We start from the raw sequence: 25,795 nt of genomic DNA, 5'->3' as shown, positions 1-25,795 counted from the left end.
AGAACTGATCCGCCACCGCCCGCTCTCCACGCGGAGAGCGGGCGGTCCGCGCGTCACCGCTGATCAGGTCGAAGTCAGCTCATGGAAGGACGATCTCGGGCTTGAGCCGCAGGTACTCGCCGTACCGTCCGGCGGCCTGGTCCAGGGCTTCGACCTGTGGACCCGTCAGGGCCCGGTAGGGCCGCAGGTCGAACCGCACATGGTCGCGGCCGACGGTGCGCCGCATGCCGGCGAGGAGCTGTGCGTCGACCAGGGCCATCCCGATCGCGGCCTCCCGGGTGCGCGGCACGTCACCGGCGGCGTCCAGCACCCAGCGGGAGTCCTGGTAGCCGCGGTACGTCTCGTCGAGGATCTGCAGGAGATGGCCCGCGGGATCCTGCGGTTCGCCGGGAGCCTCTCCGGGGGCGTGCCAGAAGGTGCGCCCGTCGTGCTCGAACGAGTCGAGCCGATCACGCACCTGCTGCAGGCCGGCGCGCACGTCGGTGAGGGTGAGCGTCGCCCAGTAGGCGAGGTCCCGTTCCGTCGCCGGGCCATGCCCGGTGAAATAGCGCAACGCGAGCTCGGCCAGCGCCTCGGTCCGGTCGAGGCGCCGCGGTGCCGGGACGCGCTCGGCCATCAGCGCGTACGTGTGTTCGCCCTCGGCGACCCGCCCGCTGCAGATCAGCCCGTCCAACTCGGCGTGGGCGAGCAGGATCACCACCATCTGCCCGCTGCCCGGGACACCGCGCTCGCGCAGCTCCTCGGCCAGCTGCGCGCGGGTGAGCTGTCCCCGGCTCGCCAGTGCCTCCATGACGGCGGCGACCGCCCGGTCGATGGACCGTTCGTCGAGGCCGTGAGTGGCGCGCAACTGCTGGCCGGTGACCCGCCGCACACGGGGAGCGGTCAGGTCGAGCAGCCAGCCGACGTCCTCGGCCCGCACGTAGTGCCACGTCGGACGCAGCACATGCGTACGCACGATGGTGCCGTCGTCGAGGAGGGCCGCCAGATCGGCCCGGTCGGGTTTCTTCGTGCGCGACGCCACCGCCCAAGCCGCCTGGCTGGGGTTTTCCGCCTGGACGGCCAGCAGTGAATCCACCACCTCACCTGCCGACCCGGCGTAGGGCCGAACCAGGTGCTGATTGCGCAGCCGCCAGCGAGCAATGTCGGCGTCCCGCACCACGCCACCACCTCCGGATCCGAATCGGAAACAGCCTAATCGGGCACACACTGACATCCACGCCTTCCCAGGCGGTGAGGTGCGCCCGGCCGGGGCACCGGGAGCGGGGAACCTTGTGGCCGTTCTCAGGACTTCCGAAGAAGATTGCGGGAGGAGAGGCGTACCGAGGAGGGAACGATGCTGTTCAAGCGGGAGGTCCTTGAGGGGATCGCGGGCGGGCGGATCGACCGGGTGTTCCGGGTGTGGGCCGTGCCCCGGGTCCGCGCGGGGAGCACCCAGCGCACCTGGGCGGGGATCATCGTCATCGACTCGGTCACGCCCGTCACCCCCCAGGAGATCACCGAGCAGGACGCCCTGCGGTCGGGCTTCAAGGACCGCGCGGCCCTGCTCACCGCCCTGTCCAAGAGCACCAAGGAGGGCGGCTACCACCGCGTCATGCTCCATCTTGGCGGCCCCGACCCCCAATCGGAACTGGCCCGCAACGCCGACCTGACCGACCGGGAACTGGCCGACATCACAACCGCCCTGGACACTATCGACGCCCGCAGCCGTCGCGGCCCCTGGACCCGCGGAGTCCTGCGCCTCATCGAGGAACACCCCGGCATGCGCGCCCAGGACCTGGCCGAACACCTCGACCGCGACAGGCTCCCCTTCAAGGCCGACGTCCGCCGCCTCAAAGCCCTCGGCCTCACCGAAAGCCTGGAGACCGGCTACCACCTCTCCCCGCGCGGCAAGGCCGTCATGGCCTACCTGCGCTCCTTGCCCGAATGATCGCCCCGGGCAGCGGCCCCGCCAGGTCCCCCAGTCGCGGCTCACCGTGCAGGACCCGGCGGACGAGCACGTGCGCGGCGCCCGTGCCGAACGGCCCCCGGCCGGTCGCCGCGTACACCAGCAGGCCGCCGAGGGAGAACACGTCGCTGGGCTGCTCCACCCGGCCTCCCCGGCACTGCTCCGGTGACATGTACGCGGGTGTGCCGATCGGGTGCGCGCCGGTCAGCGGGGTCGCGTCCGGGGTGACCGCCATCCCGCATCGACTCGGCCCAGGGTAACCACGCGATCATCTCGTTCGCCGGGTGGACGAGGCGTTCGACGCGACCCCGAGAGCCCGGTGTTGACGGTGTGACAGTCGTCTCTACCGGGTGCCGATGGCCTTCCACTGGCGCCTATGACTCTTCTCTGACGTTAGAGTAGGAACGCGACGGTCGGCCACGTGACTCCCGCATCGGTGAGAGAGTCACTCTGAGGGTTTCCCGAATCGCGGCCTGACCTCCGGGGCGTTCCCCGGCCCCATCACCGGCATCGGCGCCGGCCCCCGCCCGTCCTTGTCCGTGTCCTGATCCTGCACGGACGATCCGCCATGTCTGGAGTGTTTTGAGTCTGCCTGCCGTACTGGCACACCGGCTGGGGCCTGCGTTGACGCCTTCGCAGCCGATCACGGCCAAGTTGCTGCGCACCGAGGTGCTGGCCGGCCTGGTGGTCGCGCTGGCGCTGATCCCCGAGGCGATCTCGTTCTCGATCATCGCCGGGGTGGAGCCGCAGGTCGGGTTGTTCGCCGCGTTCACCATGGCCGTCACGATCGCGGTCGTCGGCGGGCGGCCCGCGATGATCTCGGCCGCGACCGGCGCGGTCGCGCTGGTCGTGGCCCCCATCGCACGCGAGCACGGGCTCGGCCACCTGCTGGCCGCCGTGATCCTGGCCGGGGTCTTCCAGATGGTGCTGGGGGCGCTGGGCGTGGCCCGGCTGATGCGGTTCGTGCCGCGCAGCGTGATGGTCGGGTTCGTCAACGCCCTGGCCATCCTGATCTTCATGGCGCAGGTACCCGAAGTCCGGGACGTCCCCTGGCCGGTCTACCCCCTGGTCGCCGCAGGGCTGACGCTGATGGTGCTGTTCCCGCGCATCACCAGGGCCGTCCCCGCGCCACTGGTGTCGATCGTGATCCTCACCGTCATCACCGTCGCCGCAGGCATCGCCGTCCCGACCGTCGGCGACAAGGGCGCACTGCCCTCCTCCCTGCCCACCCCCGGCCTGCCCGACGTCCCCCTCACCCTGGACACCCTGACGCTCCTGGCCCCGTACTCGCTGGCGTTCGCCCTGGTCGGACTGATGGAGTCGCTGATGACCGCCAAGCTCGTCGACGACATCACCGACACCCACTCCGGCAAGACCCGCGAGTCGATCGGCCAGGGCATCGCCAACATCGTCACCGGATTCTTCGGCGGCATGGGCGGCTGCGCGATGATCGGCCAGACGATGATCAACGTCAAGAGCGGCGCCCGGACCCGGCTGTCGACGTTCCTGGCCGGGGCGTTTCTGATGGTGCTGTGCATCGGCTTCGGCCCGGTCGTCTCCGACATCCCGATGGCCGCGCTCGTCGCGGTCATGGTCCTGGTCGCGGTCGGCACCTTCGACTGGCACTCGGTGGCCCCGGCAACGCTCAAGCGGATGCCGCTGGGCGAGACGACCGTCATGCTGGTCACCGTCGCCGTGGTGGTGTCCACCCACAACCTGGCCATCGGCGTGGTCGCCGGCTCGATCACCGCCATGGTCGTCTTCGCCCGCCGCGTCGCGCACCTGGTGAACGTCTCCGCGGTCACCGACCCCGACGGCGGCCAGGTCGTGTACGCGGTCACCGGCGAACTGTTCTTCGCCTCCAGCAACGATCTCGTCTACCAGTTCGACTACGCCGGCGACCCCGACCGCGTGACCATCGACCTGACCGACGCCCACGTCTGGGACGCCTCCACCGTCGCCGCCCTCGACGCCGTCACCACCAAGTACCAGCGGCGCGGCAAGACCGTCGAGATCGTCGGACTCAACGAGCACAGCGCCCGCATGCACGACACCCTCAGCGGCGAACTCGCCGCAAACCACTGACCGGAGCCGCCAGGAACTGAGCCCTCGCCACCTCCGGCGGGTGGCGGGCCCCGACGAGGGCGGAGGCGGACCGCGAAGCCCCACCGGTGCGGACGTCAGGGATAGAGTGCGGCGACCGCCTCGAGCACGCGGGCGCGGGCCGTCTCCGGAGCGGTGAGGCCGATCAGCACGTAGTAGGCCAGCCCCTCGGCAAGGGCGACCAGATCGAGGGCCAGATGTTCGGGATCGGCGGACGCGAGGATCAGCCCGCCGTCCTGGTCGTCGCGCACGAGGCCGGCGACCTGCCGGTGGAACCGGGTGTAGTCCCCGCGGAGCCGCTCGGCGATGCCCTCGTCGGTGAGCGCGAGCGCCGTGAAGGACTGGCGGACGCGCATGTGCGTCCGCGTCTCGGCGTCGTGGGCGATGAGTTCGGTCAGCACTGCGCTGAGCACCGAGCGCGGCTCGGCGTCGTCGAGATCGCTGCCCACGAGGGACCTGATGCGGGCGCTGCTCAGCTCGTTGCCGCGGTCGAAGGCCGCCTCGATGAGTTTCTGCTTGGTCGGGAAGTAGTGCTGGACGCGTCCGGCCGACACTCCCGCCCGCGCGGCGACCTCCGTCAGCGACACGGCCGGCAGGCCGCGCTCGGCGACGATCGCCAGCACCGCGTCGGCGATCTCCCGCCGCCGTACCTCGTGCAGCGCCCCCGGCCCCCGGGTACGCCGCTCCATTGATCACCTCAGTTTATCGATGTGGCCGCATCGGATTGATGCTCCGAGCCTATCGCCCTTAGCGTGGATAGGAGCAAACCAGTGCGTCCACATTGATTTAGCCGAGGTACAGAGAAGGCGAACGCATGACGCGGTCCAGAACAGGCGAGCTTCCCGAGTCCGTGAGAACCGATCCGCGATCGTCCACACCCGGGGTCGCCCTCGCTCTGGCCTGCATCGCCCAGTTCATGGTGGTGCTCGACGTCTCCGTGGTGAACGTCGCGCTGCCCTCCATCCAGTCGTCCCTGGGTTTCGAGTCCGCCGATCTGCCCTGGGTCGCCGGCGCCTACACCCTCACCTTCGCCGGCTTCCTCCTGCTCGGCGGCCGTCTCGCGGACATCCAAGGGGCCAGGCGCGTCTTCCTCGCCGGACTCGTGCTGTTCTCGGTACCCAGCCTGGTGGGCGGGCTGGCGACCACCCCCGGGCCGCTGATCGCCGCGCGGGCGGCGCAGGGACTCGGCGCCGCCGTCCTCGCCCCGGCGACCCTGACGATCCTGACGACCACGTTCCCGGAGGGCCCTCGCCGCACCCGCGCCCTGGCCGCCTGGACGGCGGTGAGCCTGGCGGGCGGCGCGTCCGGCAACCTCATCGGCGGCGTTCTCACCGAGTCGCTGTCCTGGCGGTGGATCCTGCTGATCAACGCACCGATCGGCGTGGCCGCCGCCGTCCTCGCGGCCAGGCTGTCCACCGGCCGCCGGAAGGGGCGGGCCGGCCGCCTCGATCTGCCGGGAGCCGCAACCGCCACTTCGGGCCTGGCCCTCCTCGCCTACGGCATCATGCAGGCCGGACCACGCGGCTGGGACGACCCGGTGATCCTCGCCGCCCTCGCGGCCGCCGCCGTCCTGCTCGCCGGGTTCGTCCTCATCGAGACCCGTCTCGCCCGCGACCCGCTCATTCCGCCGCGGCTGTTCCGCGTCCGCGCCATCGCCGCCGGCAACGCGGTGATGCTGCTCGCCGGCGCCTGCTTCCAAGTGCCGATGTGGTACTTCCTGACCCTCTACATGCAGGACGTCCTGCACTACACGGCGCTGCAGACCGGACTCGGCTTCCTCCCGCACACGCTGCTCACCATGACCATCGGCCTGCGTGTCACCCCGTGGCTCATGAAGCACGCCGACGACCGGACCCTCGTCATCACCGGCGCGCTCACCGCAGCCGCGGGCTTCCTCTGGCAAAGCGCCATCACCGCCGACAGCGGCTACCTTTCCGGTGTGCTCGGCCCCGCGATCCTCATCTCCGTCGGCGGAGGCCTGCTGAACACGCCGCTGACCGCCACCGTCACCTCCGGCGTCGCCGAACGCGACGCCGGAGCGGCCTCGGGCCTGATGAACACCGCCAAGCAGGTCGGCGGCGCCGTCGGCCTGGCCGCCCTCACCGCCGCCGTCGCCGGCCATGTCACCACCCCGGCGGCCCTGGCCGACGCCTACGGCGACGCCTTCCTGATCATGGCCGCCATGCTCATCGTCATCGGCGCGGTCTCCACCGCCCTCCCGGCCAGGCGCGACGCGGAAGGACCGACCCGGACGGGCCCGCACCGCGGTGAGGAGAGGGGCCTCAGCGGCCGAACAGTTTCCGGGCTGTGCCGGGAGAGTAGAAGACGGTTTCGCCGGTCGCGTCCTTGACACCGTCGTTGTCGGTGACCACCCAGACGCGGCCGCCTCCGTCGACGGCCAGGCCCTCGGCCTTCTCCTGGGCGTGGCCGCCGAAGCCCCGTAGGTCCGGCAGCAGGTCGCGGACGAGCCGCTTGCGCAGCTGCTTGCCGACCCGTGCGGCGATGTCGTCCGGCAGCGGGATGCGCCGCTCCACCGGGCGGCATGATGCGTGACACGCCCGGCGGCATCCGCGGGCTTCCCCGATGAGGCGGACGTTCTGATCGACGGCTCCGCCACCCTCGCCGATACGGCCGCCCAGGGGCCCACGGGCCCTCTGACGCGTCCGGTGCTCACGCACTCCGTCGGCGGGGGTACCGGGGCAGGTTCCTCCGGGATCGAAGGCGCATCAGCAGCACGACGCCCAGCGCCACGGCCAGACCACCGGTGGTGAAGACGATCAGCCAGCCGGCCGGCATGCCCAGGAACCGGACGACCTCCTCCCTGTAGACGACCTGCCGGTAGGGCTCGTCGTCCGTCGCGGTGAAGCGGTAGTCGTCGGCGATCTGCTCGGGATCGATCCCGCCGTCGATGAGCTCGGTCATGAACAGGCCCTCCCCGAGGAATGCCCGCAGTTCCGGGGAGTCGACCTGCCGGGGCGTCACCTCCCCGGCGAACGCCAGCCGCATCCGCGCGCCGGTCGTCTGCCGCACCCGGTGCTCGCCCAGCACGTACAGGTGCAGCCGCTGCGTGTTCTCGGCGAGGCCGGACAGCCGCATCGGATAGACGAGCTCATCCGAGGCGAACGAGACACGCAGCGGGTCGAGTTCGCCGGTGAGGGTCCCGGCGCCGGCTCGCAGCTTCACCGCGACGTACTTCCATCCCTGCTCGACGTAGGGGCCGAGTGCCTTCTCCAGGTCGGAACGCAGCCGGTAGCCGTTGCGGGCCAGCCACCCGGCCAGCGCGTCCGGATCGTCGGCGTCGAGCGTCGCCACGCGGAACGGCCCGAGGTCGCGCTCACCGAGCACCTCGACGCCCCCGCCGTCCCCGCCCGACCCGGCAAGGCTGCCCGCGCCGTCGCCGGAGCCGAGGTCGGGGAACCAGATCCGCCGGGTGACCACGCGCGGCTCGGTGAGCGCGTCGAGCTCCTTGAACCAGCCGCGCTCCCCGAGCCGCACCGTGGCCTCGGACGGCGTGGGCAGCAGCCAGGCCGCGTCCTTCTCCGCCGACTCGGCCGACAACCGCATCACGATCTCCTCGGTGCGCGCCGACGCGTCATAACGGACGATCGACGTCTCCGCGGAGACCCTGACCGGGCTGTCGGAGATCATCGCACCGCAGCCGCACGCCCACGCCGGCTGCGCCACCAAGGCCGCCGACGAGGCGAACAACAGCCCCAGTACGGTCACCACACGCGTAAATGTCTGCACCCCGGCACTCCTGAATCTTCGTCCCGAAAGTGTTCGACCATCGGCACCGCCGCCTGGTTCCGTCCGGAACGCTACGCACCCTGCCTCTCGGTTCGCCCGACAGCCCCGCGTCCACGTCCCGGAAGCGTGCAGGAACCGATGCCGCCGATGCACCGCGCGACGGGCAGGCCGACTCTGCCCTCAGCGCCAGCCGAGCTCGGGTGCCACGTGAGTCAGGATGTTCTCCAGAACGTGCGCGTTGTAGTCCACACCGAGCTGGTTGGGGACCGTGAGCAGCAGCGTGTCCGCGGCCTGAATGCCCTCGTCGTTGGCGAGCTGCTTGACCAGCACGTCCGGTTCGGCCGCGTACGAGCGTCCGAAGACCGCCCTGGTCTTCTCGTCGATCATGCCGATCTGGTCGTCCGAGTCGGCGTTCCGGCCGAAGTAGGCGCGATCCAGATCGCTGGTCAGCGCGAAGATGCTCCGGCTGACCGACACGCGCGGCTCGCGTTCGTGTCCGGCGTCCTTCCACGCCTGCCGGTAGGCCTCGATCTGCCTGCGCTGCTGGACGTGCAGCGGCTCGCCGGTCTCATCGTCCTTGAGCGTGGAGCTTTGCAGGTTCATGCCCAGCTCGGCCGCCCACACACTGGTGGCATTGGAGCCCGAGCCCCACCAGATGCGGTCGCGCAGCCCCGCGGAATGCGGTTCGATGCGCAGCAGCCCGGGTGGATTGGGGAACATCGGCCGCGGATTCGGCTCGGCGAAGCCTCTGCCCTGCAGCACCGTGAGCAGTACCTCGGTGTGTTTGCGTGCCATGTCGGCATCGGTGTCGCCCTCAGACGGCTCGTACCCGAAGTACCGCCATCCGTGGACGACCTGTTCCGGCGATCCCCGGCTGATACCCAGCTGCAGTCGCCCGCCGGAGATCAGGTCGGCGGCGCCGGCGTTCTCGGCGAAGTGCATCGGGTTCTCGTACCGCATGTCGATCACGCCGGTGCCGATCTCGATGCGCGAGGTCTTCGCGCCGATCGCGGAGAGCAGCGGAAGGGGAGAAGCCAACTGCCTGGCGAAATGGTGCACCCGGAAATAGGCGCCGTCGGCACCGAGTTCCTCCGCGGCGACGGCGAGATCGATCGACTGCAGCAGCGCGTCCGCCGCCGACCGGGTCCGCGAACCCGTGCCGTCGCTCCAGTGACCGAACGAGAGAAAGCCGATCTTCTTCACATCGGCATCAACCATTTCAGCGCCGACGAGATTCCTGGCAGAGGTGGGTCGTCCGCGGGGAACTCGCCCGGCCGACGGGCGGGCTCGTCGGCCGGGCGGGGTGGCGACCGCTGTCAGCCGCGGCTGCCCGGCTTCGGTACGAAGGACGCGGTCATCAGGGCGCCCCAGCCGGTGATCTGGGCCTGCTTGACGGGCAGCAGGCCGGGCTCCCGGTGGTCCTTGACGACGATGGCGCGGAAACCCCAGGTAGGCGTAGGTCTTCGAGTCGACGATGATCTCACGGCGCAGATAGCCGTTCTCGACGCGGTAGAGCGTGCAGCGCCGCCTCGATCTTCGGGGGAAGAACGGCGTCCCGCATCGAGAGGGTGATGAGCTCGAACGCCCGGGAGTTGCGCTCCTCGGTCGTCGGCGGTGCCGGCTTCCTCTTCTTCATCAGTGCGTACTCAGGGCGCGGTTGCGGCGGACCTCGGCGCGGCGGTGCTCGCGCAGGGCGTACGTGGCGATTCCGTAGAGCCACGGGCGCGCGTCCGGACGTGTGAAGTCGTACTGCCCGCGTTTGCGGAAGGCGGTCATGAACGTCTCCCCCCGGCGGCCCGAGCTCACGTGGCCGGCCAGTGCAGGTCGGCGGCGGGCTAGCGGTGGCCGCAGGAGCCGCACCGGCCGCGGCGGCGGAGGTAGTACGCGAGGGTCGCGGCGCCGAGGGCGAGGCCCCACAGCGTCCAGAGCTGGCTGGGCGCGGTGAGAACGAGGTCGATGATCTTGCCGCCGCCGTCGGGGTTGTGGCCGAGAATCAGGGCCCGGTTGAACATCAGTCCCGCCTCCGTCACGATCACCGTGACCAGCGAGGCGGGGACGATCGCCGTGCGGGGCCGCACCGGCTTGCCGCGCAGGTGCGGGATCCAGCGGGGGTAGACCTCGCCCCAGCGCTGGACGAGGCCGAGCGTGAGGACCGCGCCCGCCGCTCCGAACGTCGCCAGCCCTGCACCGGCCCACCAGATACCGGGCGACTCCCGTGCCTCCTCCCGGATGTCCTCGGTGGCGTAGCCGAGCGGGATGGCCAGGGCGACGGCCCAGCGGGTCAGCGCGTACAGCAGGGGAACGGCGACTGCGACCGCGACCGCCCAACGCCCCCACCGGGCCGCTCCGGCGGGTGTCGCCCACCCGGTCAGGACGTCACCGTTACGGCCGCAGGCACCGCACGCGCCGCGGCCCCTGCGCCGGTAGGCGACCGCCGTGGCCGCCCAGGCCAGCCCGCCACCGATCAGCAGGAACTGGTTGAGGACCGGCCAATCGAACATGCCGGGCCCGAAGAACTCGACTCCCTTCGGCCAATCGAACAACGACCGGCCGACCAGGAACACCGGTGTACGGCCCACCGCCATCAGCGGCCGGTAATCGGGGATCACCAGGGTCAGCGTCACCGCCGCCGCCGAGGCCACGCTCAGCAGCGCCGCACCGGGCAGCCCGCGCATACGGCTCCGCGCCATCAGCATCGCCGACAGCGCGCCCACCAGCCCCAAGGCGGCGATCACCGGTGCGGCGACGTCCCGCCGGGCCGACTCCAGGAGCGATACCCGAGCGCCGAGCGGATCGCCCACCGGCCCGAACGGAAAGCCTTCCCCACCGAAGGACCAGTACAACCCGAGCAGGCCGTACAGCAGCGACCAGCTCGCCGCCACGTACGCGGCCCACCCGAGCCGGCCGGAGCGTACCCCGGACGAGGCCGATCCGCCGACCGTGGCCGACGGGGGACGCGCCGAGCCTGAACGCGATGCTGCCACATCTCCTGTGCTGCTCATGGTTCAACCTTCGGTGTCCGCCGATGCGCACGACATCTGCCGTTCGGGAGGTTCCGGGTCGGGGCGCCGCGCTCATCTCCCCCGTTCGGGGGAGTGGTGGCGTCCACCGTCCGGCTAGCGTCGGGCCCATGCGAGACCGGCTTGCGTGGTGGCGCCTGCGTGCTCGGCCCAAGATCGCGTGGGTCGCGTGGATCGCGGGGTCGGTGGCCGCCGTGTCCACGACGGCGACCGCCGCCGTCATCGTCTACAGGCCGGCGCTCGCGGACACCGCCCGGACGGAAGCCACGGTGGAGGCGATGGCGCTCCTCACCCTCATCGCCATCGTGGTCCGTGTGGCGCCGCGGCGCCAGGCGATCGTCTCCGGCGCACTGCTGGGCGTCGCGGTCAGCGTGTGGGTGTGGCGATTCGGCGACCCGGACCCGGCGTCGCACCCGCTTCAGGCGGTGGCCTGGAACGCGCTCTGGGCCATGTTCGCGGTCGGCGCGGCGCTCATCGGCGGGTGCCTGCGGTGGACGGACGCGCGCCGCCGCCGCACGCTGGCGCACTCTCACCAGGCCGTACGCCTGGAGATAGCCAGGGACCTGCACGACTTCGTCGCCCACGACATCAGCGTCATCGTGCTCCAAGCCCAGGCGACCCGGTTCGTCGCCGACCAGGACCACGACCTCGGCCAGGCGCTCGCCGCCCTGGAACGCATCGAGGTGGCCGGACTCCGAGCCCTCGCGTCGATGGACCGGACCGTGCACATGCTCCACGAATCCGACGCTCGCACGCCGACATCGACGGCCGTCCCCGGCAACGCACCTGCTCACGCGCCGCTACCGGGCCTGACGGACCTGTCCGAACTGGCCGAACAGTTCTCGGCACCCGGGACGGCGGCCGTCCGGCTCGATCTCGCCCCGGATCTCGCCGCCTCGTTGCCAGGAGACCTGAGCGCCACGGCGTACCGGATCGTTGCCGAGGCCCTGACGAACGTCCGGCGACACGCCCCTACCGCGACCACGGTCACCACCACCGTCCGGCCTTCGGGCGGCTCGGCGCTGGAGGTCACGGTCACCAACGACGGCACTTCCGCCGTCCGGGCGTCGGTGCCGCGAGCCGATCGCCACGGTGGCTTCGGGCTCGCCGGCCTCACCGAACGGGTGCAGGCACTCGGCGGCACGCTGACCGCCGGGCCCTACTCCGCGCAGCGCGGCGGCGCGGCCCTCGACGGCTGGCGCGTGACCGCCCTCCTGCCGCTGACCACCTCCGACTCCGCGATCAGGTGAGGACCGCATGACCTCGGCAACGACCCGCATCCTGATCGCCGACGACCAGGCCGACGTACGCAGCGGCCTGCGCCTCGTGCTGGACGCTCAGCCCGACATGACCGTCGTCGGTGAGGCCGCCGACGGCGCGGCGGCGATCGGGATGGCCCGCCACCTGAGGCCCGACATCGTGTTCGCCGACATCCGCATGCCTCGCGTGGACGGGCTGGAGGTCACCCGGCGGCTCTCCGGACCGCAGGTGTCCGACCCGATCCGCGTCATCGTCATGACCGTCTTCGACCTCGACGACTACGTCACCAGGGCCCTGCACAACGGCGCCTGCGGTTTCCTGCTCAAACGCTCCGGCCCCATGCTGCTCATCGAGGCCGCACGCGCGGCCATGGCCGGAGACACGATGATCAGCCCGCAGATCACCGTGCGGCTGCTCCGCCGGCTCACCCCGCCGCCGGCCGCCACCCGGTCCGATGCGGGCGTGCTGACCCCGCGTGAACTCGACATCGCCCGCGGCGTCGCGCACGCCAAGACCAACGCGGAGATCGCCGGCGATCTGTTCATCTCGCCGGGCACCGTCAAAACCCACATCGCCAGCATCCAGGCCAAACTCAACGCCCGTAACCGAGTCGGCATCGCCGCCTGGGTCTGGGCAACCGGCCATGTCGAGCCAGGGGGACTGCACGGAAAAGAGCGGCAGACCCGTTAACCCCCACTACGAGGAATTGCAGAGAAAACTTTGCAAAGCTTTCTCTGTAGAGTAGGTTCTGGCGCATGCCGCCCCCTGAAACCAAGCGCCGTGCCGGACGAGCGACCGCAGCGACCCTTGGCGTGATCGCCGGACTGGCCGCGGTCACCGCCGCCGCCACGGCTTTCGTGACCGCTCCCACGGTGAACGCCACGCCCGCGGCGGCTCATCGCCTGAGCTGGACCCCGTGTGGTGCTTCCGGCGGCTCCGGCGCCGAGTGCGCCTCCCTGTCACTGCCGGTCGACTGGGACCGCCCCGACGGTCCGACGTTCGAACTGGCCCTGGCTCGGCGTAAAGCCACCGCTCCCGGTGAACGCGTCGGATCCCTGGTATTCGGTCCCGGCGGCCCCGGTGACAGCGGTGTCGACCGGGTCGTGGACGGTATCTCCCGCTTCAGCCCCGTAGTCCGCCAGCGCTTCGACATCGTCAGTTTCGACCCGCGCGGTGTGGGCCGCAGCACCCCGATCGCCTGCTCCGCCGACCTGATCGCGCAGCGGCCTTCACCCGAGATCGAGAACCAGGCGGCCTTCGAGGCCACCCTCGGCTACAACGCCGAGTTGCGCGCCGACTGCCGCCGGCGCACCGGCCCTCTGTTCGACCACCTCGACACCGCGAGCACGGTACGGGACCTGGAGGCCGTCCGCGTCGCCCTCGGCGAGGCCAAACTGACCTTCCACGGCAGTTCGTACGGCACGGTGCTCGGCGCCCAGTACGCCGAGACCTACCCGAATCGCATCCGTGCCATGGTGCTGGAAAGCGTGATGGACCACAGCGTTGCGATCACCCGCTCCTTCCTGCGCGACCAGGGCGCCGCGGCCCAGGATTCCTTCGACGAGTTCGTGAGGTGGTGCTCGGCCGGCACCGGTTGCGTCCTGCACGGCCGGGACGTACGAACGGTCTGGAAGGGCCTGCTGGCCCGCGCCGAACGCGGCGAACTGGAAAACCCGAGCAGGCCCGGGACCCGCCTGTCCTCGATCGACCTGGTCAACGCGGTCGCGTTCCGCGCGTTCTACAGGGCCGACTTCGCCGGCCTGGCCAAGACCATCGCCACCATGGACGACAGCAGCCCGCTCCCGTCGGCGCCCGCCGCACTGTCGCCCCTGCCGCCCACGGCGCCGATCTTCTGCTCCGACTGGCGCCTGCCCGTACGCGACCACCGCGAGTACACCTCACTGGTACGAACACTGAACCGGGCCGCCCCGGACATGCCGTACCTGCTCCCCGTCCGCATGGTGGTCTCCTGCTTGGGCGCGACCACCGCCAACCCCCAGCACCGCCTGAAGGTGACCGGCGCTCCGAAGATCCTGCTGTCCAACGCCCGACACGACCCCGCGACCGGCTACCCCTGGGCACAGTCGGTGGCACGCCAACTCGGCCGAAGCGGCGTGCTCCTCACCTACGAAGGCCACGGCCACGGAAGCGTCACCGAGGGCGCCTGCATGGAGAACACCGTCAACGCCTACCTCACAGACCTGAAAGTCCCCACACGGGGTATCACCTGTCCTGCCCAGGGCCTCCGAACTCGTCGTTGACCTGCCCTTGCGGGGTCATAGCGGCGCCCCGTGAGGCGCCGGGAACAGCATCTTCGCAATACCACATGAGACACGCTCGTTCGTGGCGACGTTGCGCAGCCCAGTTCGTTGGCCGGTGCGGCCGGTGAACCCGCGAGGTGGTCCGGACGGACGACGCCACGGGTCCGGGAATCGCCTGCCGAGGTTCGGGGTGGCGTCTCATTCGACCTGTGCGATCTTGTAGGCGATTCCGCCGTCGATCAGGTATCCCGATCCCACGCAGACGATGTCGTTCAGCCATGCGTACTGCTTTGCCCCGGTCTCGAAGAGCGGGTTGGTCCGGAAGTAGTAGCGGGCCGGGTCGATGTGGTGGCGTTTGGACGGGTCGGCCAGGTCGGCTCGTAGATCAGGCGGAACGACCCAGCGGCCGCTGTAGGTCATGTGCACCAGGGCGTCGTCGTGGGTGCGCAGGGTGAGTCGGACGTCCAGGGTCATGGCCCCGTCAGGCCGGAACAACGCCCAGTCGCCGCCCCCCGGCAGCACCTGGCCATGCAGCCGTGGCCCGTGGAAGCTGCCGCCTGCGGAGCCGAAGAGGATCCGTCGCCCGAGCGGGCCGGCGCCGATGTCCAGCCGGGGGTTCAGGTCTACCACGATGTCGAACAGATGCCGCGTGGTGAGGTCGCCGAGTGCCTTCACGCGGGGGTCGGGGGTCATGAAGCGTCCCTGAACAGCGTGCGCCGGACCGCGTCCGTCGAGACGCCGGACTGCGCGCACAGCTCCGACAGGTCGAAGAAGAACCGCTCACCGGCGATGAGATCGTCCTTGAAGCCGAACTGGATGAACACCGGTAGTTCGGCGCGCCTGCCGTTGGGCGTCACACCGAACCGGTCGCCGGTCATCGTCATCCGCGCCGTGCCCCAGCAGACCAGGGTGTCGTCGTTGCCGGCGTGGCCGTCCAAGACGACGTCGTAGTCCGGGAAGGACGCGAAGAACCTGGTCAGTGCCCGCTCGTTCTCGGTGGTGCCATGCGCCTTCGTACCGAGGGGCGGCGCCTCCAACAGCATCTCCGGGTGGAGCAGCCCCATGGCCGCGGGCACGTCCTGGCGGCTCTTCGCGGCCGCCAACTCCTGCGCCAGCTCGAACATTCGATGGCTTCTCATGCAACTAAACATACGGTCGACCGTATTTATTGGCAAGGCTCCATGGCAGGATTGGAACCGATGAGTGAGAAGGTGCCGGACGGGCGGCTGCTGCGCGGTGCGCGGTCCCGGCGGACGATCGTCCGGCACGCCGTCGATGTGGCGTCGCTCGAAGGGCTCGACGGCCTCAGCTTCGGCCGGCTCGCCACCGAACTCGGCGTCAGCAAGGGCGGCATCCAGACACTGTTCGGCACGAAGGAGAACCTGCAGCTCGCGGTCGCCGAAGCCGCCCGCGAAGCGTTCGAGGAGGCCGTGATCGCCCCCGCGCTGGCGCAGCCGCCAGGTTCGGCGCGGCTGCGCACTCTGGTCGACCGTTGGATCGCCTACGCGCAGGAACCGCTGTTTCCCGGCGGCTGCTTCTGGGCGGCGAACCTTCCGGTCTTCGACAGCCGGCCAGGCCCGGTGCGCGACACCCTGGCCCGCCAGCAGAGGGCCTGGCGCGGCCTGATCGCCGGCGAACTGCGTCACGCAGCCGACGCGGCCGAGCACGCCGTCCCTCTGGCCTTCCAGATCGACGCGGTTCTCACCGCCACGAACACCGCGCTCCGGCTCGGCGACGACAGTGCCGTGGACACGGCCCATCGCGTCATCGATGGGCTCCTTCCACCACCAGGCTGACCCACACGCCGCACCGGACCGCCTCCGCACCCGACGCCATCCGCACATGCCGCAGTTCGCGTCCCTGCTGCTCACATCCGCTTGATGGCGGTCTCGATGTCCTTGGCGGGAGCCTCCTGTGTGGCGGTGCGGCCTTTCTGCGACGGTCGCTGCCCGATCACCGCGGTGAGCGACACCATTTGGCTGGAGACCGGTCACTTCCGCTCAGGTCTTCGAAGATTGCGGTGTGCTCCTCCGGCACGCCCGATTGAGCAGGGCGAAGCCCAAGGCCAGGCCGAGCATGGTGTACACGCCCCGCGGCCAGAAGATGGATTCAGGGATCGGGTGTCGGCACGGTAGGTGTCCGCCAGGAGGTGAACCCGTTCCTGGTTCCGACGACGCTGCGGTTCGCGATCTTGCCCAGGCGCCGCTCACCCATCTGCCGCAGTCCCCCATCGATGATCGCGATCAAGGAGGGGCCGCTCATGCCGATGACAGGGCATTCGCTTTCTTCAGGATCATGTAGGCGGTGGGCGGCGCACTCAATCGTGAGGACAGTCGCGCGGAGGGCCATCATGTCGGATATGGACTGTGGGGTTGAACGTCCTGGAGCCATGCGGGGCGCATCCCCCAAGAGTCCGCCGGCGTGCTGCCCCATTCGCAGGCCGGTCCGAGGTGATCGATCTCTAGAGTCGAGTTGTCAGGATCAGCCGCGTACAGTTCCAGATCTTCGGCGTAGCGGACAAGCAGCTGCGTCCAGGACGGGGCCAGCACGTCCCATGAGGCGCATTCGACGTCGACCCGAACCACTTGTCCGGGTGTTCCCCCCGGTGCCGGATCAGAGTCGAGCAGCCACTGCACGTCGCCATTCATGTCGCCCACGACCACTGCGCCCGGCGAGCCGATGATCGGCCGTACCGGCCCGTTCAGCCAGAGCATCTTCGTATCGGCCAGGTATGCCCAGACTTGGGGATCGTCCCAGTCCGGCTCCGGATGGTGGTTGTCGCGCCACATCCGGGTCATCTCGATGATCTCGTTGGTGTCGCAGAGATAAGTAAGCGGTACCGGGCTGGGCTCAGGGGGCGGCAGGGTCGGACCGGGGTAGGTTCCGTCGTGAATGCGGAGGCTAGCGCGGAAATCCCAGGGCAGTGGTATGGCCAAGGCGGCCTCTACCGCATCGATTTCCTGTACCGCGGCCTGCGCATTGAGGTGGTGCAGGGAAGCCGGCAGGACGCGACTCAGGCCGGCCTCGATCCGCGCCCACGCCTCGGCAACGCGCTTGTCGACGTCGGCTCCAGTGTCGTTCACGACACAGACTCTAGACATCGCCGCCTTTGTACCGGTACGGGCGTCCTCTGCTGCCGCAGACCGCGCGCTCATGCCGAAGAGCGGATGTCAGCTGTTGGGTGTGGCGCTAGGGTGCTCCAGCGCCCAGGAGCAGATGGCGGACAGCGGCTCCTGCAGGGTCTTTCCGAGGCTGGACGCGCTACTTCGAGTGAAGCGGACGGGCGACGACGATGACGACGGCTCGGGGTCGCTGGTGCCGGTGGCGTAATCGCCCGCTAATGGCCCGCCGGTGATGACGGTGATAAACGATCAAGGCCCAGCGTCGGGGATCATGTCCCTGACCTGGGCCTTCTCAGTGAGCGGGTGACGGGAATCGAACCCGCGCTGTCAGCTTGGGAACCAAGACGGACTCGGCCGTCCCTCTTCCTGACCTGGCGTTCGCCCGTCCCGTAAGTGACCGCGAGTACCCCTCAATGACCGCCCCTAATGGCACGCTAATGGCACGCGCTCGGTCCACTGACCTGGGCTCTCGTGCGACCTCGTCGCCTGCCGCGCCTCCCGCCTTGCCTCGTCTGAAGTCAGGTCGCGATGGTTCAGCCGACGACGCTGGGCCTACCCGAAGGGGCGACCGAGGGGAGTGGCCGGCGCCGTGGGCAACTTCCAGCCCGAGCGTCATCACTCCTGGGAGCCGCTGCCCGGTACAGGCGAACCCGCGCTCACCAAGGGCAGAGACAAGTCGCAACCGAAGGCCCCCGATAGTCTCGCCGGATATCTGCACCACCACCCTGGAGACGAAGTGTCCGACACCCCCGAGCAGTTCGATGACGACGATGACATGTTCCATAACCCCGACCTCGTGGAGCGGGACGGCCTGGTCGCCATCTGGCTGAACGTTGCCTTCGAGGAGGACAACAAGACCATCGGCTGGTACGACCACGATTACGAGGAAGGCTCGACCATCGGCCACCTACAGCCGATACGCGAGTTGCTGACAGGCTTCAGCTACTGCGAAACCTGGATCGATGCCGCGGTACAGGCTGCGGAGAAACTGGGTGTTACCGAGGCGTACAACGCCTGGATGCTGTTCGACCACGAGTACGCGGCTCCAGCGGGGCCGTTCGAGATAGCGACAGAAGAAGAGAGGGTCGACGACCTAACTCCTTACTACCTGGGCGCGTTCCACTTCACCCCCTGACCCGTACAGGCGCAGCTCGGCGCCGGGTTCGGGGTCGGAATCACCACAGCCTGGCGGTACGTCAACGAGACGGTGACGCTGCTGTCGGCCCGATCCCCCAAACTCAGCCGGGCGCTGGCCAAGGCCAGAAAGGATGGCCTGCTCTACCTGGTCATGGACGGCACGCTGATCATTGTCGTACCGGCCTCGTGGAGCCGGCCGTGGATAAGGTAACGCAGGATCGTCATGTTCGCCGGTCCGAGCCCGGTGCGGATCTTGTTGGCGTCCTCGCCGAAGGTGACGTCCCGGACGTGGTGCAGCACCTCGATGAAACAGCAGTGCAGGGAGGTCATCGAGGTTTGTCGGACTGGCCAGGACACCGACGACGGGCGTTGAGATTCATGTACGCCGCTGTGGTTTACTGTAACTCGTTGCTGTGCAGAAACGTTTCACTTGATCTCCGTTCACCGCGCCGGCTGGGTCCGGCTGTGAGAGGATAATCTTTATGGACTTTAATTTTCGCGCGGAGTTGGACCAATTGGCCGAGGAGATCCGGCGGGATCCCCTGCTGGAACTGATCGAGTTCGAGGTGGGCGACCCCGTCCCGGAAGAATCCATCAACGCTGCGGAAGTTCGTTTCGGAACGCCCTTACCAGCGCCGCTGCGCCGGTTCTACCGGTCGCTCGGCAGTGTCAGCCTCTACTGGTGTTTCAAATCAAGCCTCGACGAGCGAACCCTTCAACTCATCAGCGAATGGGATCCGTACATGATCCCGGCCCCCGGCGTCTTCGACGGCGCTGTCAGGATTGTCCCGCTGGAGGATTTGCTGTTTAGCGAGGAGTTCACAATGGAGCAGCTCGAATGGCAAGAAGGAGAATCTGAACCGGAGTTCGACTTTAATGGAACGGTCTATACCAACAGTGATTTCGGCCGTATGGTGCGGCATTTTGACGCGATCAACCTCTATTATGCGATGTCGTTCATCGTGCAGCCGGACCATGCAGACTGGAAGATGATGCTCCTCGGCGACCACTGGATCGAGTACGACAACTCGCGGGTGACCTATCTGGAGGACTACCTCAGGTACGTCATCGCGGCCCGGGGTTTGGTGAGCGCCCGAGTGGAGTTGTTCAGCGAGTACCGCGGAGACCTCCACGAGCCGCTGCGATACGACAACGCCGTCGTCGCCGGCACCTGAACCCGACCTTCGGCCAGACGAACATCGGCGACATCCGGGAAGAGGACGTTCGGAAATGGCGGACGTCTCGTCTCAAGGCGGGCCCCATGAGCAAGCCGTCCTTCGGGCCGGTCACGGTCGCCAAGGCGTATCGGCTGCTGCGCGCCATCCTCAACACGGCGGTCCGGGACAAGCGCATCAAAGAGAACCCGTGCCAGATACCCGGCGCCGACCGGGAGTCGAGCCCAGAGCGGCCCGTCCTGAGCGTGGCCGAGGTCTACCGAATCGCCGACGTCATCGCGCCGCGCTACCGGGCGCTCGTCCTCCTCGCGACTTTCGGCAATCTGCGCTGGGGCGAGTTGGCGGGCCTTAGGTGCATGAACCTCGACCTTGACGCCGGGACGGTCCGGGTGGACGAAACCGTCTATGAGTTGGGGCCGCTGGTGAAGGGAACGCCCAAGTCGGAAGCTAGCCGGCGCACGGTCGTCCTTCCCGACCTGATCATTCCCGACCTGCGCAAGCACCTGGACGAGTACGCCCAACCCGGCCCCAAGGGGTTCGTGTTCGTCGGCGTCCGGGATGGGCAGCTTCGGCAGAGCAACTTCTCCAGGATCTGGGCTCGGGCGCTGGAGAAGGCAGAACTGGAAGTCGGTGCGATCCACGTCCATGACCTTCGCCACACGGGCAACACCTACGCGGCCGAGTCGGGCGTCGCTGGCTGAGCTGATGAACCGGATGGGGCACTCGTCCACGCGGGCCGCACAGGTCTACCTGCACGCGCGGCAGGATCGTGACCGGGAGATCGCCTCGTCGCTCGACAAGATGGCCGCGCGGGAACTCAAGAAGAGCAAGAAGAACAAGAAGCGGCGCAAGCCCAAGGGAGTCGGGCACGTAGCGGGCACGGTGGCTGATGAACAGAAGAGGCCCAGAGTCAGTGATAAGTCACTGGCCTGGGCCTTCACCTTGGGAGCGGGTGACGGGAATCGAACCCGCGCTGTCAGCTTGGGAAGCTGAAGTTCTACCATTGAACTACACCCGCGTGGGCGGCCGGTGGGGCCGCCATGCTGTGGATACTGTACCGGATCGTTGGTGCGGGTTGGGTGGGATAGTTTTCTGGCGTGCTGCTCTCCGATCGTGACATCAGGGCCGAGCTCGAGTCCGGGCGGGTGAAGATCGACCCGTATGAGCCGGGGATGGTTCAGCCGTCCAGTGTGGACGTGCGACTGGACCGGTGGTTCCGGGTGTTCGAGAACCACAAGTATCCGCATATCGACCCGGCTGTGGAGCAGCCGGATCTGACCCGGATCGTGGAGGTGGACGCCGAGGAGGCGTTCGTGCTCCATCCGGGGGAGTTCGTGCTGGCCTCGACGTACGAGGTGTTCGGGTTGCCGGACGATCTGGCGGCGAGGCTGGAGGGGAAGTCCAGTCTGGGGAGGCTGGGGCTGCTCACGCACTCGACGGCCGGGTGGATCGATCCGGGGTTCGCCGGCCATGTGACGTTGGAGCTGTCCAATGTGGCGACGCTGCCGATCAAGTTGTGGCCGGGCATGAAGATCGGGCAGATGTGTCTGTTCCGGACGAGTTCGCCGGCGGAGTATCCCTACGGGGCGGAGCGGTACGGGTCGCGGTACCAGGATCAGCGGGGGCCGACGCCGTCGCGGTCGTACATGAACTTCCATCGTACGAAGGTGTAGAACGTGCTCGATTCGTGACCCCAACGTGACGAAACGCACCAAAAGATGAAACATGTTCTCTGAACGGGTAGTTTCGGGCGATGCACTGGTTTGGCGTCTGGTTGACGATCTCTTTGCGTGAGGTCGCCGCGTCCGGGCGCCTGGACGGATAAGGCGACCCGTTTCCGCGCCTCACCCGGCCGTGGGAACCCGGAAGGAGATCGTGTCAGTACTCCGCGCGGAAAACGTCACCAAACTCTTCGGCCGTAAGTCGGCCGAGGCACAACGGAAACTCAAGGCGGGCGCCGATCTGAAGGCGATCCGCGCCCTCGGGGTCACGCCGGCCGTGGTGGACGCCTCGTTCGAAGTCCGCGAGGGTGAGATCTTCGTGGTCATGGGCCTGTCAGGGTCCGGCAAGTCCACGCTGATCCGGATGCTGAACGGACTGCTCGGGGTCACCTCCGGGAGCGTCGAGATCGACGGCGAGGACATCGCGAAGATGCCGCCGAAGGCTCTGCGGGCGCTGCGGCAGAACAAGGTCAGCATGGTCTTCCAGCACTTCGCGCTCTTCCCTCACCGGACGGTTCTGGCGAATGCCGCCTACGGGCTCGAGGTCCGCGGCATCCCGAAGGAAGAACGTGAGAAGAAGGCCCGAGAGTTCCTGAGACTGGTGGGCCTCGAAGGCTGGGAGGACAAGGTTCCTCGTCAGTTGTCGGGCGGTATGCAGCAGCGTGTGGGGCTCGCCCGGGCGCTCGCCGCGGAAACCGACATCATCCTGATGGACGAGGCGTTCAGCGCGCTGGACCCGCTGATCCGCCGGGAGGTCCAGGACCTCCTGCTGGACCTGCAGGGGCAGTTCGGCAAGACGATCGTGTTCATCACCCATGACTTGAACGAGGCCATGCGCATCGGGGACCGCATCGCGGTGATGCGGGAGGGCCGGATCGTGCAGATCGGGACGGCCGAGGAGATCCTCACCGACCCCGCCAACGACTATGTCGCGCAGTTCGTGGCGGATGTGGACCGTACCAGGGTGCTGACGGCGTCCTCGGTCATGGAGAAGCCGCTGGTCACGGTCCTGTCGACGACGGGGCCGCGGACGGCGCTGCGCACGATGCGCGAGCACCAGACCTCGGCGGCGTTCGTGATCGGGCGGGACCGGAAGCTGATCGGCCGGGTCCGCGCCACGGTGATAGCGGACGCGGTGCAGGACAACGTCCAGAAGCTCGACGGGCTGATCGATCCGGAGGATCCGGAGCCCGTGGCGCCCGACACCCCTGTCGCGGACCTGTTCGTCCGGTGCGCCGAGAGCGACCTGCCCGTGCCCGTCGCGGACGAGGACGGGACGCTGATCGGCGTGATACCGCGGGTGACGCTGCTGACGGCCCTCGGCGCGATCAACTCGACGGTGGACGAGGTCATCGACGACGGGCCGGAGCCGGAACTGGCGCTGACGAAGGAGGGCAGCGGCGTTGACGACTGACGTGCGCGCGATCGAGCTGCCCCGGGCGCCGGTCGGCGAATGGTTCGACAGCCTGGTGAGCTGGTGCACCGACAACCTGGGGTGGCTGTTCGACGGGATCGGTTCGGCGATCGACGCGTCGGTCGTGGGGCTGACGGACGCGCTGACGGTCCTGCCGCCACTGGCGCTGACGCTGGTGCTGGCCGTGCTGGCGCTGCTGGTGAGCGGCTGGAAGCTCAGCGCGTTCACGGTCCTCGGCTTCGTGCTGATCGACAGCATGGAGCTGTGGGAGGACTCGATGGACTCCCTGGCCCTGGTGATCGTGTCGGCGGTGGTGTCGACGGCGATGTCGGTTCCGATCGGCATCGCGGCGGCCCGCAACGATGTGGTGAGCCGCATCGTCCGGCCGGTTCTCGACTTCATGCAGACGATGCCGGCGTTCGTCTACCTGATCCCGGCGATCTTCTTCTTCAGCATCGGGGCCGTCCCCGGCGTGGTCGCGACGGTGATCTTCTCGATGCCGCCGGGAGTGCGGCTGACCGAACTCGGCATCCGCGGCGTCGACCCGGAGATGGTCGAGGCGGGCGAGGCGTTCGGCACCCCGCCGAACCGGATCCTGACCCGCATCCAGATTCCGCTGGCGATGCCGTCGATCATGGCGGGCATCAACCAGCTGATCATGCTGTCGCTGTCGATGGTCGTCATCGCGGGCATGGTCGGCGCCGGCGGTCTCGGTGGCGTGGTGCTGGAGGGCATCAACCGGGTGGACGTCGCCAAGGGCTTCGAGGGCGGTATCGCCGTCGTCATCCTGGCGATCTACCTGGACCGCCTCACCGGTGCCCTCACCCATGGCCCGAGCATGCTCCGCACGCTGTTCGCGCGCGGCAGGAACGGCCGCGGTACGGCCCACCGCGGTGCGGCGGCGCCGGTGGCGGACCCGGTGGCAGACCCGGCAGCCGGCAAGCAGCTCGTCGGCTGACGAACCGCTCCCCCCAATCTCTCTATACGCAGGTCAACGAAAGGACGGGAATGCGCTTCAAGTTCAAGGGTCTGGCCATCGCGGCGATGACGCTGACGCTGGGGTTGAGCACCGCCGCGTGCGGCGACTCCGGCTCCGGCGGGGGAGAGGCCGACAAGGACATCACGATCGGCATGGTCGCGGGCTGGGCCGAGGGTGAGGCGGCGACGCAGCTGTGGAAGAGGCTGCTGACCGACAAGGGCTACAACGTCGAGGTCAAGACCCTCGACACCGGGCCGCTCTACGCCGGCATGGCCAAGGGTGACGTCGACCTGTTCCTCGACGCCTGGCTGCCGGGCACCCACGAGGACTACTGGAAGCAGTACGGCGACAAGCTGGAGAAGGTCGGCGCGTGGTACGACTCGGCGCCGCTGACGATCGCGGTTCCGGAGTACTCGCCGCTGAAGTCGCTTGAGGACCTCAAGGGCAAGGGCGGCCAGTACGACGGCAAGATCGTCGGCATCGAGAAGAGCTCCGGCCTGTACCGGGTGTCGCAGGAGGAGATGCTCCCCGCGTACGGCCTGAAGGACGAGTACACGGTCGCGACGTCCTCGACGGCGGCGATGCTCACCGAGCTGAAGAAGGCGATCGACGCCAAGGAGGACATCGTCGTCACGCTGTGGCGGCCGCACTGGGCGTACTCGAAGTTCCCCATCCGCGACCTGCAGGACCCGAAGGGCGCCATGGGCAAGCCCGACGGCATCTACACGGTCGCCAGCAAGGGCTTCAGTGAGGAGCAGGCGGACGTCGCCGGCTGGCTCAAGAAGTTCAAGATGACCGACGAGCAGCTCGGGACTCTTGAGGACCTCATGGAGAACAAGCACAAGGGCAAGCCCGACCAGGCCGTGGACGAGTGGCTGAAGAACAACGCCTCGTTCGCGCAGTCCATGACGGGCTGACCGCCCGCCTTCAGGGGCGTCACGTCCCAAGGCGCCAGAGGGCCGTCCGGGTTTCCGGGCGGTCCTCTGCCTTTGCGCCCCCGCGGTGTCCGGACGGGTCCGCGGAGGCGTCAGTGTGCGAGGCCGACGATGAACAGGACGGCGGCCAGCCCGAGCCCGGTGGCGCACAGCGTCATCACGCGCGGGTGGACGCTGTGGGCCTCGGGCAGGATCTCGGCGGCGGACAGGTAGAGCAGGACGCCGGCGAACAGCCCGAGGTACGGCCCGAGGACGGCGTCCGGTACCTGCGCCAGCGTCCCCAACGCGGCCCCGGCGACGGGGGCGGCGGCGTCGGCGAGGAGCAGCAGGACGGCGGGCCGGCGGTCGCCCCGGTTCAGGGACGCGGCGGTGACGGTGTTGAACCCGTCCGCGAAGTCGTGCGCGACGACGGCGAGGGCCACGAGGATCCCCACGTCCGTCCCCGACTGGAAGGCGAGGCCGATGCTGAGGCCGTCGATGAGGCTGTGCGCGACGAGCGCGGACGCGGCGAGCAGCCCCGCCGGGCCGGCGGTGGGCGCGTGGCCGTGGGCGTGCACGTGCGGGGCGTACTCGTGCTCGTGGGCCCGGTGGATCGCGACGGCCTGCTCCACGACGTGCAGCAGCAGGAACCCGGCCGCGAAGCCGATCATGGGGGCGGGGACGCCGAACGGGCGGTGCCGCGTCATCTCCAGCGACTCGGGGATCAGGTCGAACGCGACGACGCCGAGCATCAGCCCGCCGGCCAGTCCGAGGACGAGGTGCCGGTTGTCGCGTACCCGCATCGCCGCGACGCCCCCGACGAGCGTCATCAGGAACGCGACGAGGGACACGAGGACGGCCATCCCTGGGTTCTACCAGGCCGACCCGTCCGGAACCGCTCCCGGCGCCCTGAAACGCGGCAGAGGCCCTGGTGCGGGGCATACCGCAGGCGCCTCCCGTCCAGGGCCTCTGAAAGACGGGCGACGAGAAGGACCCC

The 25,795-nt window shown here is 68.9% G+C and carries 30 protein-coding genes and 1 tRNA gene; 14 read left to right on the top strand and 17 right to left on the bottom strand.

Annotated features, from left to right (window positions below):
* Nucleotides 1-79: 79 nt before the first annotated feature.
* Nucleotides 80-1,075 (bottom strand): winged helix DNA-binding domain-containing protein, encoded by a 996-nt coding sequence (locus tag ACGFK0_RS11810; protein WP_392903340.1) that lies wholly within the window; start codon nucleotides 1,073-1,075, stop codon nucleotides 80-82.
* A 258-nt stretch (nucleotides 1,076-1,333) separates the two neighbouring features.
* Here ACGFK0_RS11810 and ACGFK0_RS11805 point away from each other — a divergent pair, with 258 nt between their 5' ends.
* On the top strand, nucleotides 1,334-1,927 hold the full coding sequence (locus ACGFK0_RS11805) for a hypothetical protein (protein WP_392903338.1): 594 nt from the start codon (nucleotides 1,334-1,336) through the stop codon (nucleotides 1,925-1,927).
* Here ACGFK0_RS11805 and ACGFK0_RS11800 read toward each other — a convergent pair.
* Nucleotides 1,896-2,180, bottom strand: coding sequence for a hypothetical protein (locus tag ACGFK0_RS11800; protein ID WP_392903336.1), 285 nt, complete (start codon nucleotides 2,178-2,180; stop codon nucleotides 1,896-1,898). The genes ACGFK0_RS11805 and ACGFK0_RS11800 overlap by 32 nt on opposite strands.
* 389 nt (nucleotides 2,181-2,569) lie before the next feature.
* On the opposite strand from ACGFK0_RS11800, the gene ACGFK0_RS11795 reads away from it, so the two are divergent.
* Nucleotides 2,570-4,030, top strand: coding sequence for a SulP family inorganic anion transporter (locus ACGFK0_RS11795; protein WP_392903334.1), 1,461 nt, complete (start codon nucleotides 2,570-2,572; stop codon nucleotides 4,028-4,030).
* Nucleotides 4,031-4,125: 95 nt separating this feature from the next.
* On the opposite strand, the gene ACGFK0_RS11790 is transcribed toward ACGFK0_RS11795, so the two are convergent.
* Nucleotides 4,126-4,737: a TetR/AcrR family transcriptional regulator gene (locus ACGFK0_RS11790; RefSeq protein ID WP_392903332.1), complete on the bottom strand. Its 612-nt coding sequence runs from the start codon at nucleotides 4,735-4,737 to the stop codon at nucleotides 4,126-4,128.
* A 125-nt stretch (nucleotides 4,738-4,862) separates the two neighbouring features.
* On the opposite strand from ACGFK0_RS11790, the gene ACGFK0_RS11785 reads away from it, so the two are divergent.
* Nucleotides 4,863-6,398, top strand: a complete 1,536-nt coding sequence (locus tag ACGFK0_RS11785) for an MFS transporter (protein ID WP_392903329.1) — start codon at nucleotides 4,863-4,865, stop codon at nucleotides 6,396-6,398.
* Here ACGFK0_RS11785 and ACGFK0_RS11780 read toward each other — a convergent pair.
* The 7 genes from ACGFK0_RS11780 to ACGFK0_RS11750 form a co-directional block, all read right to left on the bottom strand.
* Entirely contained in the window at nucleotides 6,331-6,582 is a 252-nt protein-coding gene (locus ACGFK0_RS11780; RefSeq protein WP_392903327.1) for a hypothetical protein, read from the bottom strand. The genes ACGFK0_RS11785 and ACGFK0_RS11780 overlap by 68 nt on opposite strands.
* A 136-nt stretch (nucleotides 6,583-6,718) precedes the next feature.
* On the bottom strand, nucleotides 6,719-7,777 hold the full coding sequence (locus ACGFK0_RS11775; RefSeq protein WP_392903325.1) for a DUF2330 domain-containing protein: 1,059 nt from the start codon (nucleotides 7,775-7,777) through the stop codon (nucleotides 6,719-6,721).
* Nucleotides 7,778-7,975: 198 nt separating this feature from the next.
* Nucleotides 7,976-8,998: an LLM class flavin-dependent oxidoreductase gene (locus ACGFK0_RS11770; RefSeq protein ID WP_392904043.1), complete on the bottom strand. Its 1,023-nt coding sequence runs from the start codon at nucleotides 8,996-8,998 to the stop codon at nucleotides 7,976-7,978.
* Nucleotides 8,999-9,111: 113 nt separating this feature from the next.
* Nucleotides 9,112-9,279 carry a hypothetical protein gene (locus tag ACGFK0_RS11765; protein ID WP_392903323.1) on the bottom strand — a complete coding sequence of 56 codons (168 nt, stop codon included), beginning with the start codon at nucleotides 9,277-9,279 and terminating at the stop codon, nucleotides 9,112-9,114.
* Nucleotides 9,276-9,431: a hypothetical protein gene (locus ACGFK0_RS11760; RefSeq protein ID WP_392903321.1), complete on the bottom strand. Its 156-nt coding sequence runs from the start codon at nucleotides 9,429-9,431 to the stop codon at nucleotides 9,276-9,278. Before ACGFK0_RS11760 ends, ACGFK0_RS11765 begins: the two co-directional genes overlap by 4 nt.
* Nucleotides 9,431-9,571: a hypothetical protein gene (locus ACGFK0_RS11755; RefSeq protein ID WP_392903319.1), complete on the bottom strand. Its 141-nt coding sequence runs from the start codon at nucleotides 9,569-9,571 to the stop codon at nucleotides 9,431-9,433. The genes ACGFK0_RS11760 and ACGFK0_RS11755 overlap by 1 nt, the downstream gene beginning before the upstream one ends.
* A 59-nt stretch (nucleotides 9,572-9,630) precedes the next feature.
* Nucleotides 9,631-10,797 (bottom strand): hypothetical protein, encoded by a 1,167-nt coding sequence (locus ACGFK0_RS11750; RefSeq protein ID WP_392903317.1) that lies wholly within the window; start codon nucleotides 10,795-10,797, stop codon nucleotides 9,631-9,633.
* A gap of 128 nt (nucleotides 10,798-10,925) precedes the next feature.
* Here ACGFK0_RS11750 and ACGFK0_RS11745 point away from each other — a divergent pair, with 128 nt between their 5' ends.
* The 3 genes from ACGFK0_RS11745 (at nucleotide 10,926) to ACGFK0_RS11735 (ending at nucleotide 14,336) form a co-directional block, all read left to right on the top strand.
* The gene (locus tag ACGFK0_RS11745) at nucleotides 10,926-12,065 is read left to right on the top strand and encodes a sensor histidine kinase (RefSeq protein ID WP_392903315.1); all 1,140 of its coding nucleotides are present in this window, start codon (nucleotides 10,926-10,928) and stop codon (nucleotides 12,063-12,065) included.
* Between the two features lie 7 nt (nucleotides 12,066-12,072).
* Nucleotides 12,073-12,765: a response regulator gene (locus tag ACGFK0_RS11740; protein WP_392903312.1), complete on the top strand. Its 693-nt coding sequence runs from the start codon at nucleotides 12,073-12,075 to the stop codon at nucleotides 12,763-12,765.
* Between the two features lie 65 nt (nucleotides 12,766-12,830).
* Nucleotides 12,831-14,336, top strand: coding sequence for an alpha/beta hydrolase (locus tag ACGFK0_RS11735; protein ID WP_392903309.1), 1,506 nt, complete (start codon nucleotides 12,831-12,833; stop codon nucleotides 14,334-14,336).
* A 198-nt stretch (nucleotides 14,337-14,534) separates the two neighbouring features.
* Here ACGFK0_RS11735 and ACGFK0_RS11730 read toward each other — a convergent pair whose 3' ends face one another.
* Together ACGFK0_RS11730 and ACGFK0_RS11725 are read right to left on the bottom strand one after the other, a co-directional pair.
* Entirely contained in the window at nucleotides 14,535-15,029 is a 495-nt protein-coding gene (locus ACGFK0_RS11730; RefSeq protein ID WP_392903307.1) for a DUF3237 domain-containing protein, read from the bottom strand.
* Nucleotides 15,026-15,475 (bottom strand): ester cyclase, encoded by a 450-nt coding sequence (locus ACGFK0_RS11725; protein WP_392903305.1) that lies wholly within the window; start codon nucleotides 15,473-15,475, stop codon nucleotides 15,026-15,028. The genes ACGFK0_RS11730 and ACGFK0_RS11725 overlap by 4 nt, the downstream gene beginning before the upstream one ends.
* A gap of 60 nt (nucleotides 15,476-15,535) precedes the next feature.
* Here ACGFK0_RS11725 and ACGFK0_RS11720 point away from each other — a divergent pair, with 60 nt between their 5' ends.
* Nucleotides 15,536-16,132: a TetR/AcrR family transcriptional regulator gene (locus ACGFK0_RS11720; RefSeq protein WP_392903303.1), complete on the top strand. Its 597-nt coding sequence runs from the start codon at nucleotides 15,536-15,538 to the stop codon at nucleotides 16,130-16,132.
* 313 nt (nucleotides 16,133-16,445) lie between these two features.
* On the opposite strand, the gene ACGFK0_RS11715 is transcribed toward ACGFK0_RS11720, so the two are convergent.
* Entirely contained in the window at nucleotides 16,446-16,598 is a 153-nt protein-coding gene (locus ACGFK0_RS11715; protein ID WP_392903300.1) for a hypothetical protein, read from the bottom strand.
* Nucleotides 16,599-16,684: 86 nt separating this feature from the next.
* Nucleotides 16,685-17,419: an SMI1/KNR4 family protein gene (locus ACGFK0_RS11710; protein ID WP_392903297.1), complete on the bottom strand. Its 735-nt coding sequence runs from the start codon at nucleotides 17,417-17,419 to the stop codon at nucleotides 16,685-16,687.
* Nucleotides 17,420-18,047: 628 nt separating this feature from the next.
* Between ACGFK0_RS11710 and ACGFK0_RS11705 the strand changes: the two genes are divergently transcribed.
* Complete coding sequence (locus ACGFK0_RS11705; protein ID WP_392903296.1) at nucleotides 18,048-18,593, top strand: hypothetical protein; 546 nt, start codon at nucleotides 18,048-18,050, stop codon at nucleotides 18,591-18,593.
* Nucleotides 18,594-18,736: 143 nt separating this feature from the next.
* On the opposite strand, the gene ACGFK0_RS11700 is transcribed toward ACGFK0_RS11705, so the two are convergent.
* The gene (locus ACGFK0_RS11700; RefSeq protein WP_392903295.1) at nucleotides 18,737-18,925 is read right to left on the bottom strand and encodes a hypothetical protein; all 189 of its coding nucleotides are present in this window, start codon (nucleotides 18,923-18,925) and stop codon (nucleotides 18,737-18,739) included.
* 185 nt (nucleotides 18,926-19,110) lie between these two features.
* Between ACGFK0_RS11700 and ACGFK0_RS11695 the strand changes: the two genes are divergently transcribed.
* The gene (locus ACGFK0_RS11695) at nucleotides 19,111-19,770 is read left to right on the top strand and encodes an SMI1/KNR4 family protein (protein WP_392903293.1); all 660 of its coding nucleotides are present in this window, start codon (nucleotides 19,111-19,113) and stop codon (nucleotides 19,768-19,770) included.
* An 86-nt stretch (nucleotides 19,771-19,856) separates the two neighbouring features.
* Nucleotides 19,857-20,471, top strand: coding sequence for a tyrosine-type recombinase/integrase (locus ACGFK0_RS11690; RefSeq protein ID WP_392903291.1), 615 nt, complete (start codon nucleotides 19,857-19,859; stop codon nucleotides 20,469-20,471).
* Between the two features lie 246 nt (nucleotides 20,472-20,717).
* On the opposite strand, the gene ACGFK0_RS11685 is transcribed toward ACGFK0_RS11690, so the two are convergent.
* Nucleotides 20,718-20,788, bottom strand: a tRNA-Gly gene (locus tag ACGFK0_RS11685).
* Nucleotides 20,789-20,867: 79 nt separating this feature from the next.
* Between ACGFK0_RS11685 and dcd the strand changes: the two genes are divergently transcribed.
* The 4 genes from dcd to ACGFK0_RS11665 all read left to right on the top strand — a co-directional run bounded on the left by dcd (nucleotide 20,868) and on the right by ACGFK0_RS11665 (nucleotide 24,801).
* Nucleotides 20,868-21,443: a dCTP deaminase gene (dcd, locus tag ACGFK0_RS11680; protein ID WP_392903289.1), complete on the top strand. Its 576-nt coding sequence runs from the start codon at nucleotides 20,868-20,870 to the stop codon at nucleotides 21,441-21,443.
* Between the two features lie 202 nt (nucleotides 21,444-21,645).
* Nucleotides 21,646-22,905 carry a glycine betaine/L-proline ABC transporter ATP-binding protein gene (locus ACGFK0_RS11675; RefSeq protein ID WP_392903287.1) on the top strand — a complete coding sequence of 420 codons (1,260 nt, stop codon included), beginning with the start codon at nucleotides 21,646-21,648 and terminating at the stop codon, nucleotides 22,903-22,905.
* Entirely contained in the window at nucleotides 22,895-23,863 is a 969-nt protein-coding gene (locus tag ACGFK0_RS11670; RefSeq protein ID WP_392903284.1) for an ABC transporter permease, read from the top strand. The genes ACGFK0_RS11675 and ACGFK0_RS11670 overlap by 11 nt, the downstream gene beginning before the upstream one ends.
* A gap of 50 nt (nucleotides 23,864-23,913) precedes the next feature.
* On the top strand, nucleotides 23,914-24,801 hold the full coding sequence (locus tag ACGFK0_RS11665) for a glycine betaine ABC transporter substrate-binding protein (RefSeq protein ID WP_392903281.1): 888 nt from the start codon (nucleotides 23,914-23,916) through the stop codon (nucleotides 24,799-24,801).
* 110 nt (nucleotides 24,802-24,911) lie between these two features.
* Here ACGFK0_RS11665 and ACGFK0_RS11660 read toward each other — a convergent pair whose 3' ends face one another.
* Nucleotides 24,912-25,661, bottom strand: a complete 750-nt coding sequence (locus ACGFK0_RS11660; protein ID WP_392903279.1) for a ZIP family metal transporter — start codon at nucleotides 25,659-25,661, stop codon at nucleotides 24,912-24,914.
* Nucleotides 25,662-25,795: the final 134 nt, after the last annotated feature.

Origin of the sequence: Spirillospora sp. NPDC048823 (assembly GCF_043198445.1) — a bacterium.
Classification (GTDB): Bacteria; Actinomycetota; Actinomycetes; order Streptosporangiales; family Streptosporangiaceae; genus Spirillospora.
Note: the sequence above shows the minus strand (reverse complement) of the source record. Positions and strands in the feature narration are given on the sequence as shown.